Annotated in this window: 9 protein-coding genes and 1 pseudogene; 5 read left to right on the top strand and 5 right to left on the bottom strand. The window is 30.0% G+C overall.

Going from position 1 to position 11153, the window contains the following annotated elements:
* Nucleotides 1–6 precede the first annotated feature (6 nt).
* Entirely contained in the window at nt 7–216 is a 210-nt protein-coding gene (locus AB1I62_RS01285; protein WP_016634924.1) for a hypothetical protein, read from the bottom strand.
* A 345-nt stretch (nt 217–561) separates the two neighbouring features.
* On the opposite strand from AB1I62_RS01285, the pseudogene AB1I62_RS01280 reads away from it, so the two are divergent.
* A pseudogene (locus AB1I62_RS01280) lies at nt 562–2209 on the top strand (MucBP domain-containing protein).
* A 187-nt stretch (nt 2210–2396) separates the two neighbouring features.
* Here the strand turns inward: AB1I62_RS01280 and AB1I62_RS01275 are convergent.
* Nucleotides 2397–3266 (bottom strand): helix-turn-helix domain-containing protein, encoded by an 870-nt coding sequence (locus tag AB1I62_RS01275; protein WP_163402598.1) that lies wholly within the window; start codon nt 3264–3266, stop codon nt 2397–2399.
* 89 nt (nt 3267–3355) lie between these two features.
* On the opposite strand from AB1I62_RS01275, the gene AB1I62_RS01270 reads away from it, so the two are divergent.
* Entirely contained in the window at nt 3356–4594 is a 1239-nt protein-coding gene (locus AB1I62_RS01270; RefSeq protein WP_367018931.1) for an MFS transporter, read from the top strand.
* Between the two features lie 222 nt (nt 4595–4816).
* Here AB1I62_RS01270 and AB1I62_RS01265 read toward each other — a convergent pair whose 3' ends face one another.
* Nucleotides 4817–5635 carry a MurR/RpiR family transcriptional regulator gene (locus AB1I62_RS01265; RefSeq protein ID WP_367018929.1) on the bottom strand — a complete coding sequence of 273 codons (819 nt, stop codon included), beginning with the start codon at nt 5633–5635 and terminating at the stop codon, nt 4817–4819.
* A 155-nt stretch (nt 5636–5790) separates the two neighbouring features.
* On the opposite strand from AB1I62_RS01265, the gene AB1I62_RS01260 reads away from it, so the two are divergent.
* From AB1I62_RS01260 to AB1I62_RS01250, 3 genes are read left to right on the top strand one after another with little or no spacing between them, the layout of a single operon-like run.
* Nucleotides 5791–6498: an N-acetylmannosamine-6-phosphate 2-epimerase gene (locus AB1I62_RS01260; protein WP_367018927.1), complete on the top strand. Its 708-nt coding sequence runs from the start codon at nt 5791–5793 to the stop codon at nt 6496–6498.
* Entirely contained in the window at nt 6491–7993 is a 1503-nt protein-coding gene (locus AB1I62_RS01255; RefSeq protein ID WP_002382840.1) for a PTS transporter subunit EIIC, read from the top strand. Before AB1I62_RS01260 ends, AB1I62_RS01255 begins: the two co-directional genes overlap by 8 nt.
* Before the next feature lie 10 nt (nt 7994–8003).
* Nucleotides 8004–8486 (top strand): PTS glucose transporter subunit IIA, encoded by a 483-nt coding sequence (locus AB1I62_RS01250; protein WP_367018925.1) that lies wholly within the window; start codon nt 8004–8006, stop codon nt 8484–8486.
* A 632-nt stretch (nt 8487–9118) separates the two neighbouring features.
* Here the strand turns inward: AB1I62_RS01250 and AB1I62_RS01245 are convergent.
* Nucleotides 9119–9883 (bottom strand): YibE/F family protein, encoded by a 765-nt coding sequence (locus AB1I62_RS01245; RefSeq protein ID WP_002358536.1) that lies wholly within the window; start codon nt 9881–9883, stop codon nt 9119–9121.
* Nucleotides 9870–10934 (bottom strand): YibE/F family protein, encoded by a 1065-nt coding sequence (locus AB1I62_RS01240; protein WP_367018923.1) that lies wholly within the window; start codon nt 10932–10934, stop codon nt 9870–9872. The genes AB1I62_RS01245 and AB1I62_RS01240 overlap by 14 nt, the downstream gene beginning before the upstream one ends.
* Between the last annotated feature and the right edge of the window lie 219 nt (nt 10935–11153).

The following is an 11153-nucleotide window of genomic DNA, read 5'->3' as shown; positions in this document are numbered from 1 at the left end:
GCTACATTAAGAGGAGTTCTTTCTTTTTGCAATAATATAAAGTATTAACAATCCTAATAAGAAACCCACAACAAGTTTTGCAAGAGTATACAATAAACCATTTTGTTTAGTAAATAAGTCAATTACCTTGGCGCTAATAACAATACTAATAAGCCAAACTACAATTTGTTTCCAAAAAGGGATATGAGAAAATATATCATTAAAAGTAATCTTCATAAATTACGCTCCTTGTAATAACTAATTTAATACTACCGCAAATCATAGAAATAGTAAAACAAGAACTTTAAATATTTATACTATAATTATTTAAAGTTCTTATTTCTTACATTTCAAAGTTCCAGAAACTAAAAAGGTTGGGTTCTCTGAATTTTTACGAAAAAACAAAGAAGCCAGAAACTTCTAAGTTTTTGACTTTTTCTTTATATATTTAGAACAATCTTTTGTAAATTATGGGTATACTTTAATTTAGGAAATAATAGTGATATTCAAATAAATTACTACTATATTAAAGTTATTAAGTCTAGTACTCTTTATGTTGTTTTTTAAGGTAGTTTTTATAATTTGAAAAAATTTCTTAATTTATGTATATTCTATGTAGTTAGGGTTAAAAACAAAAGAAAATATAATTTCAAGGAGGAAGAAATGATAAAAAAATACTTTTCGGAGTAGTATGTATTTTTGCGTTTGGGGGAATGGCAATCACTGCATTTGCAGATGATACTCTGCCTATCTATGGTTCACGTATTTGGTTTGATTTAAATGGCAATGGAATACAAGATCAAAATGAACCGTCAGCACCTGCTATTCATTTTGATAAACTAGCCTTTACAAATAAGGATTTGACGGTAGGATTTGATTATCCAGGAAATAATCATTTGAATGCTGGATCTACTACAACCCCTATTAATTCTGCTACAGCTGTTATTGAGCCTAAGTCAGCATGGGTAAAGCAGAATTTAAATAAAGATTGGTCGGAAATAACAGATAAAGCTATGGAAACAGATGATTGGACGGAGTACGAAAGTGTTTCAAAGCAATTTTCTGATGCTAATCCGCTTATGGATAATGCAGAAGTACCATACAGAACAGGTTTTGGGAACCTAAATTTAGCTAACTGGATTGCTTAAAATGTACCCGAAGATAGCTCATACATTAATTACATTTACATTAATCCTAGTCAACTACCAAAATGGTTAACTATTACTGAAGCCAATAAAGCAAGTATTGTTAATAGTTCACAATTTTCAGCAGATGGTTTCTATTACTTTGATAATAAAGCTCCTCTCCAAACAGTCAGTGGTTACTACAATTTAGACGGAACATTTACTGAAAGTAATGATACTCAAAATCCGTATGTTCACAGTTATGCAATAGCAAATCTAGGATTAATTCCTCATGCTTCTATAAAACTTGATATGACAACAGAACAAAAAATAAGTAATCCAAATGAAGAAATTACTGTAACCTACACAGTTAAAAATGATGGTACGAGTGATCTTGAAAACATAACTTTATCCGATATCGATTTTCCAGCATTTAATTTGAAAAGTGGAGAAGAAAAGACTTTTAGTGTGGCACAAATACCTAATCAGCAAGGAATTATAAATACAACTGTGCAAGGTGATCTTAATTATTACTATGATCAAGTTTACTTAAACCCCGAAACAGGAGAGACTTCAACCACTCCACAAAAACCCATGCATCTATTGACAGTTACTGATGATAAACAGGTAACGGTGACTTACCCGACTACAAAACAGTCAACAATAACAGTCCGCTATATGGATGAAGAGGGAAATCAATTAATTGATCCTATTACTAAGACAGACATTGTAGGTAAGGAGTATTCTACTGAGCAAAAAACATTTGACGGTTATCAATTTGAAAAGTTAACGGGAAATGCTTCTGGTGTATTTACAGAGAATGATCAAGAGATAGTTTACGTATATAAAAAAATGATGTGTTAAAAGAAGAGAATAAAGCTCAAATTAACAAAACATTGAATACTGAATTTAAAGAAGAAAATAAGGTAAATGATAGCGTTAAAATGGATAATACTTCTACAGGAAAAAAGATTGATAAATCTTTGCCTAGAACAGGATTTAATAATAATTTAGTATTAAATACATTGGGTTCGGCTTTGCTTGTAGTTAGTTTTGTTGGTTTTACTGTTGTATTTGTTATTAAAAGGCTAAAGCAAGACAAATAAGGGATTAATAATTTTTTTAATTACAAAAAACGTAATAGTGCCCCAATTATTAGATACCATGTCTAATTATTTGGGGTATTTTTTTACGGCTATACAAAAAAATCCAATACTAATTCTAGAACATTGAATATCAAGGTAGTGCTATACTCTTCAAAAAATTCGATTTTTTAAATTAGTTCTTATCTACTTAATTGACAATAGAGGTATGATTTTTAAAAAAAATTTCTAGTTCTGTTGCGTATTGGGACAAACCAGTAAGTGTTAAAACTGTGTAGATAGCTGTTAATTCTTCCATAGGAATCTGCTTGTTTTGTCTGGCTAATAGCAATAAAGTAAAGTAGTGACCAAGAGTTTTTTGAAAAAAATTCTCTGGAAAAGAGGTTTCTCTATTGATGAATTCAAGATAGTTAGAAGCTAAATTATCTTGATTTGATTCAATACATATACTAATAAAGTTTAAGAGAATTGTTAAAATAATACATCGATTAGAAAGCGTATAAGAAGTAAGTTCTTTTTTTAAGATACTGTTAATGAATAATTGATTACTTTCAATAGTATAAACTCGGAGTGCATTTCCATAAACAGATAATTTTAATTTATTCCAAGTTGGTAGCGTGAATAAATAGTTTTGTAATAATTGTTTAGTATCAGGAGACATAGAAATTAAACTATCGGAGAGCCCAGCAATTGATAAATCGAGGAGTGCTAAAAGTAATGCTTTTTGTTTTTTTGACATCACTTGATTATGATCAACCGATTTTTTTAAGCGGTGTAATTTAGGTATATCTTGTTTTAAGTGAGCCTCACTCCATGCTAAATGAATTAATTGTTCATAAGAGATGTCTGTGGCACCTTTTTTTTCAAGTGAAATAAAAAAATCTATTATATCGATTTTGTTTTGTTTCAAAATAGATAGTAAATCCTCAGCTGCAATCTTATGATACCCCTTTTCAACCTTGGCATAATAGGAAGTTGAAAGAATTGGTTGACACATTTCACTTTGAGTTAAGCCTCGATTTTTTCGTTCGATTTTCAGTTGTTTTCCAATAGTGTTCATAAAGTTTCTCCTTTTTAGTCAAATACGACAATTCCCCTGTTTTTTTTTCCTTTTTTCTTATAATAACTGCTAGGAGGGGGAGAAATCAAATGAATGTTTTCAGAAAAAATAAAATTTTTCGGCAACTCTCGTTGGCAAATGTTTTATCTACTGCAGGAGATTCGTTATTTTATTTGGCACTAGTTACGTACGCTAGTCAGTTAAAACAATATTCTCTAATTATTTCTATTATTGCTTTATTAGAAACACTACCTAATTTACTAGAAAGTCTTTCAGGTTACTTTTCAGATCAGACAAAGTATCGTTTTCAATGGCTTATAGTGAGTGGGTTTATTCGTGGGATACTATATTGTTTTGTAGGTATTTTGTTTGCCAGTTCATGGCAAGCATGGCTTATTATCTGTGTGACAATTAGTATTAATTTTGTGTCTGATTGTTTTGGAACATTCAGCAACAGTTTAAGAATTCCGATTATTCGTAGAATTTGTACAAATGACGAGTTAGAGGAAGCGTTGGGCTTAACTAACAGTTTTGGTCAAATCATTCGTTTTATTGCACAATTTTTAGGGGCGGCACTGCTAGCACTTGTTTCATACTCTGGACTAGCGTATCTTAATGCAATAAGTTTTTTCTTAGTCAGTGTGATTTTTTTGTTTATTCAAAAATCTATGGATACCTCTTCTGTTGCAACAAATGAAGAAGATGGCGCAAGGAAGCAAATAGAAAGACAATCGTATTGGCATTCTTTGAAAAAGGCAATCAATCAAATCAGATATCAACCCAAGCTATTTCAAATGGTTTTTCAAGTGGGAATTATCAATGGCTTATTGGCTGCATTTTTACCGTTATTACAAATCATATTCGTAGAAAAAACAAAAATGATCATTGGTAACTATAGCTTTACCGTTGCGTTAACTGGAGCAGTACTAACACTTTCTTTAGCCATGGGGAGTCTGTTTGGAGTACCTTTATTTAAAAAAGTTCAGTTAGCTACTGTTGTTTTATGCTTGAATCTTTTTATTATCATTTTTCTAATTAGTTGTTTTTATGAGAATTTTGTTGTTATTTTGAGTGGATTGGCCATTATTGGCTTTTTGGTTGGTGTAAGTACGCCCAAATTGTCTGGCTGGTTAATGACTTCTGTAGATTCCCAACAATTAGCTATTTCTGTTGGGTTAATTAATTCTATCTTGGTGATGATGGCGCCATTGGTTATGAGTATTTTTTCTTTGATTTCTAGTTTTCATAGAATACAGGCTTTGATTATTTATTTATTGTTATTAAGTGGTGGTTGTTTAATGCTATCTTATATAACTAACAGAAAATGAACTTTCTCGGCTAACCGTATACAAAATAAAAAAACGATTCGTTTTTATGTCCATATACCCCCTATTATTAAGACAAATAGTATAGTGAGCTTATTATATTGTAGGATATCTATCAAAATAATTTGAGGAATAATGCTAAATAAATAGAGGCAACAAGATACATATTACATATTGTTTATGTAGTATAATCTTGTTGCTTTTTTAATAACTAATTCTAAATTATCACTCAATTCTTTTATCAATAATTGAACGTAAGACTTTTTCTCTTAAATCCAATGAATTAATCTTGTTATTTTGTTCATATTCATGTACTAACAAATCACAAATATAAAGTTGTGAAATTTTTCCAGCTAAAGAACCACCATTTAAAAATTCTTCGATTGCTGTTTGTAAAACTAAATCTGCAGATTTTCCTATTGGTGAATGAATATAATTCGTTATAGCAAGTATTTTTGCTCCATTATTTTTTGCAATTTTTAATGAGTCATAAGTATCTTTTGTTTTTCCAGATAAAGAAAAGATAATAACTAAATCTCTATCTGTTAACAAAGAAGCAACTTGAGCTTGATAATGAGGATCTAATACAGCTTTAGCTTGTATTCCTACCCTCAAAAACATACTTTCCAAATCAAGACTAGTATTTCCACTAGATCCTACACCAAAAATATATAGGCTGCTTGCTTGATTAATAAGTTGAATTGCTTTTGTTAATTTTTCTTCATTAACTAAACAAGAAGTAGACTGAAGTACTTCAATCAAACTTTTAGCAACTTCATCGTGGTATTTACCACTAGATGGTTGTTCTTTTTTTTTGCTAAAATCTTCTTTAGCAATTTCAATTTTTAGATCAGAAAAACCAGAAAATCCAAGTTTTTGACAAAAGCGAATAATTGTTGCATCGCCAACATTCGCTTTTATTTTAATATCATTCATAGTGCTGTAAATAATAGATTCTCCAGAGCTAAGGATAAAATCAGCAACTTTTCGTTCCGATTTTGTTAATAAGGGATAATGTTCATTAATTAAATAAATGTAATTCATAAAATCTCCTCTAGAATGTAATTTTTGTTTATTATACACTATAAAAATTAAAAAACTCCAAAATTCTCCATTTTTCTTGACAACAATGTAAGCGGATGCTAAACTTTTTTTGGAGTAAAAATCCTAAAAAATATAAAAGTGGAGGTTTGTGGAGTTTGAACAAAGCAAAATTCTTAGAAGTAATTTCAGGCGGTTTAATTGTTTCGTGTCAGGCGCTACCTGGTGAACCATTTTATACAGAGGAAGGAGGTTTAATGCCATATTTTGCATTAGCAGCTAAAAATGCTGGAGCTATTGGTATACGTGCAAATTCTGTTCGAGATATTAAGGAAATCAAAGAGAAAGTTTCTTTACCGATTATTGGCATAATAAAAAGAGATTATCCTCCTGAAGAGCCATTTATTACAGCAACTATGAGAGAAGTAGATGAATTAGTTGCAATTGGTGTGGAGGTAATTGCTTTGGACTGTACTTTACGTAAACGTCATGACGGATTATCTATTAATACTTTTATAGAAAAAGTAAAGAAAAAGTATCCTCAACAACTATTAATGGCTGATATTTCTACTTTTGAGGAAGGAAAGAATGCTTATCAAGCTGGTGTGGATTTTGTTGGTACAACCTTAAGTGGCTATACAAAGGAGAGCAAAAAACAAAATGGCCCAGATATGAAATTAATTAAACAATTAGTACAAGAAAATATTTGTGTTATTGCTGAAGGGAAAATTCATACACCTGAACAAGCAAGACAAATTAAAAAGCTGGGTGTTGCAGGAATTGTCGTTGGTGGTGCAATTACACGACCACAAGAAATTGCTAAAAGATTTGTCGATGCATTGAATAAGGAGGAAAAAGATGTTTAAGAAGTTTTCACAATTAGGTCGCGCATTTATGTTACCGATTGCAATCTTACCAGTAGCAGGTTTACTTTTAGGCCTTGGTGGTGCTTTAACAAATGAAAGTGCAATGAATGCGTATCCAATTTTAGAACAGCCATGGATCCATACAGTATTAAGTATTATGAGTTATGCAGGAAATGCTGTCTTTACTAATTTAGCATTGATTTTTGCTATAGGTATTGCTGTAGGGTTAGCAAACGGGGATAAAGGAACAGCAGGTCTAGCCGGTGGAGTATCTTACTTAGTGTATACAGCAACGATCAGCGGCTTTCTTGCGTTATTTTCTGCTAAAGATGCAACTCTTGATACTGGTGTTGTTGGATCTATTATAATTGGCGGAACTGTTGCATTTCTACACAATCGATATCGGAAAATTGAACTACCGCAATTTTTGGGCTTTTTTGGCGGATCGCGTTTTATTCCAATCATTTCTAGTTTAGCGGCAATTATTATCGGTTCTTTCTTTTATTTAATTTGGCCACCAATTCAAAATGGATTAGCAGTAGTTGGAGAACATATTGCACAAATGGGAAGTCTAGGTACTTTTTTGTATGGATTTTTACTTCGTTTGACTGGCGCAGTAGGATTACATCATACTATTTATCCACTTTTTTGGTATACGTCTTTAGGAGGTACAGAAAGTGTAGCTGGAGTTACTGTTTCTGGTGCACAAAATATTTTCTTTGCGCAACTAGCTGATCCAAACCATACAGGACTATTTACTTATGGTACTCGTTTCTTTGCAGGTAGATTCGCGACAATGATGTTTGGTTTACCAGCAGCTTGTTATGCTATGTATCGTGCTATACCTAAACAAAATCGTAAAAAGAATGGTGGACTTTATTTTAGTGGTGGCTTGACTTCATTTTTAACAGGGATTACTGAACCAGTTGAATATATGTTTTTATTTGTAGCCCCATGGTTATATATAATTCATGCATTCTTAGATGGTCTATCTTTTTATTTTGCTGATATTTTAAATATCCGAGTAGGAAATTCATTTTCTGGTGGATTAATTGATTTCTTATTATTTGGTGTACTCCAAGGAAACGATAAGACAAATTGGCTGAAATTAATTCCTTTCGGAATTGCTTGGGCAATTGTTTATTTCTGCGTATTTACTTTCTTCATTAAGAAATTTAAAGTAGCTATTCCTGGAATGGGAGAAGAGTTGCCAACGACTGCTGAAAATAAATTAAATAAAAAAACATCATTAAATGATGAAGCTCAAATAATCATTAAAGCTCTTGGTAGTAAAACCAATATTGAATCCGTTGAAGCTTGTGCTACTCGTTTACGTGTAGCTGTTGTAGATGGCCGAATGGTTGACAAAGAAACTATTAAACAACTAGGTGCTACTGCTGTTTTTGAAGTGAATGGTGGTATTCAGGCTGTTTTTGGCGGTAAAGCTGATTTACTTAGTCAAGAAATTAATCAAATTTTAGAAATTGAGAATTAGGAGATATCTTATGTTTAATCTATTTAAAAATAAAAAACAAGAAGGAATTTTCATTACTGCTCCTTGTTCAGGGAGGATTATTCCTATTTCAGAAGTAAATGATCCAATATTTTCAAAAAAAGTACTTGGAGAAGGATTTGCAGTTGTTCCCGAAGGTAACAAAATATATGCTCCTTTGACTGGACGAATTGAAGCTGTTTTTCCAACAAAGCATGCAATTAGTATAAAAAGCGATGCAGATATTGAGTATTTAATTCATATTGGTATAGATACAGTTGAATTGGAGGGTAAACCTTTTTCAATTTTTGTTAATGCAGGAGAGAAGGTTACTACCGAAACATTATTAGCCGAAGTTGATTTTGATCAAATTAAACAAGCAGGAAAAGATCCATCTGTCATAGTTGTTTTTACTAAACCTGAACAAGTTAATGAAGTCATCTTAAATAGTTATACAACTATATATGGTGATTCATGTGGTAAAATTATACTTTGACGTAGAGTTAAGTATGTTATCGGATTAAAATTAAATGAATAAAAGGTGATTATAGACTGTGAGTTATAGAATTTAAGTAAATTATATTAACAAAACACCCTACTATTATATAAATCAGTAGGGTGTTTTCTACTTATCGGAACTTTAGTATATTCAAAAATATTAACACAAGAAAATCTTTTTTTGATTTTCTTGTGTTAGAATATGCAATTTTAACTTTTACGATTTTGTGATAATTTTGAATAAATCAATTAGGAATAGAAGTAAAAAATACAAATTAAGAATTATACTATTACAATAAAAGTTTAAACTTACTGTATCAGTATGCACAATTGATTTTTACTGAAAAGTCATAGTTAAGTTACTGTGAATTTTGTTGAGTATATTACATAGAATAACAGATAAATTAGTTGTGGATTCTTTTATTTAAGTATTTGGAAAAGAGCGGACTGGATTAGAGGGTGTTTTTTCACACTAATCAAGACTTACATAACAAATGGATTTAATTATTTCAATCACCAATAAATCAAAACAAAACTTGGCTGCAATTTTGTTCAATATAAGTGAACGGTTAATTGTATAAAAATACCAAATATATTTCTATAAAAGGTATTCGGCCTAGCTTTTGGGTTTCAATACAAAGTGTGGAATCTTTTTTTTAATATCCAGCTACCTAGTAAACAGGACAAAGGTAAAATTAAAATTCCTGCACAACCAGTTAAAATACTTACTAATAGTTCCCCTACAAAAATTTTAGAATTAATTAATTCTAAAAATGAATAGTTTAAATCCTGTAAGTAAATTACTAATGCAAAATTAGATGCTATAAAAGCAAATAAGAGAGTGTATATAGTCGAATTTAATACCTCAATTACTACGTTAAAGCTAGAATTAAATAGTTCTTTAAAAGTTAAATCTGGGTTCTTCGTATATATTTCGTAAGTAGAACTACAAATAGCCATACTTCCGTCAATAACGGCACCAGAAAAACTAATTAAAATAATTGAGACGTTTAGTTCAGAAAAAGGGATATCAACATTTAAATCAAAATTAGCTAATTCAATTAATTCTTCAGAAGAAAATCCTTGTGTCTTAAGAGCAGTGATTAATGGTAGTGACACAATAGTAAAAGTAACTAAAAAAAATATAACACAGATAAAAGCCAATTTTGTTTTAGCATTACGTCCATTTATCCAATAAAGAATTACTATCGTCATTAGTAAAAAAGATACAAAGGTTACCAAATATACAGAAATATGAAGCGATATAGCTATTAGATAGCCAATAAAAATGACTATATTCAAAAATAATCCTGAAATAAAGTAGAAAGAATTATTTTTAAATATGATAATTGAAATAAAGATAAAAATAATGACTAATAAACTAATTACATTCATCTGTTTTCCCCTTCTTTTTTAATTTTTTAAATAAAAGAAAAAATAGAAATGAACTTGGGATAGTGAACAAGATGGCAAGTCCTCCACATAAAACTCTCATTATTTCCAATGAAAGATGCATTTTGAATGTCTCAACAAAATCCCATCCATTAGCTAAATAGAAAATAAAAAAAGGCGTTGCACTACTAAGATAGGCAAATAACAAAACATTAATCATCGAAGTAGTGGTATCTGAAGCGATATTCTTTCCTGATTCTATTAATTCTTTTGTATTTATCTCAGGAGTATGTCTTACAAGTTCATCTAAACTTGAAATTATAACAACAACATTGTCTAGTGCTGCTCCAATTCCTCCTAACATTAAGCTAGCAAGAAAAACAGTTCGATAAGGTCTAGTTAAAAATTGCATTTCTTCATAGCGCAGTCCTTGATCGTTTAATAACTTCATAGTAATTGTGGTAATAAAATAAGATATAAAAACACTAAATATTGTTGCTAAAACCTTCCTTAAATCAATTTTTTTTAGTCCGTAGAGAGAACCAGTTGATATAATAATAGCAATTATTGTATAGAATGTTATTAGCAATAGTAAGTTTATGGATCTGTTTCGCTGATTTATCCAAAGCAAGAAAAAAAGAAAGATTATATTGAATAAAATACCAACTAAAGAAAAAAATCCTTTTTTCCCAGAGATACCTAAGACTAATGAAATAAAACTAACTACTAAAATAAAAGTATAGCCATCTCTTTTTAGAGAAATAAATTCCCACTTCTTAGTGGAATTATCTAATAATATTTGATTATTTTGATTAAATACTGGATTGGTACTTTCATTTCTATTAAATTTTACTTTTACAACAATAGTTTTTTTTGTATTATTTACTAGTTTAACTGTTAGTAATTGTTCGCTGTCAATCATTTTTACTGATTTTACAATACCAACAGGTGTAGTATAAAAGTAACCGCTAAATCTTTGAATTAATAGACCACTAAAAATAATTACCAACAAGCTAAATAATGTAAATTTAAATTTTTTCATATAGTCCCTCATTTCTCTGCATGATTAATTAAAGAGTATATCTTTGGTTTTATCAAAATCAGTTTAAAGGATACCATAAATTTATAAAAAATATATGGTATGATTATCCATTTTTTTGTTAAAAGTAATCAATAATATCTTAAAATTAATAAATTATGCTATATTCTAGACTAATTTATTATAGAAAGGTTATTGACAAATTAGATACAGCTTGATAGTATAAAACGAGCA

Origin of the sequence: Enterococcus sp. AN402 (assembly GCF_040719405.1) — a bacterium.
Taxonomy (GTDB): Bacteria; Bacillota; Bacilli; order Lactobacillales; family Enterococcaceae; genus Enterococcus; species Enterococcus faecalis.
The sequence above is the reverse complement of the archived record's forward strand: the minus strand, read 5'-3'. Positions and strand labels throughout refer to the sequence as shown.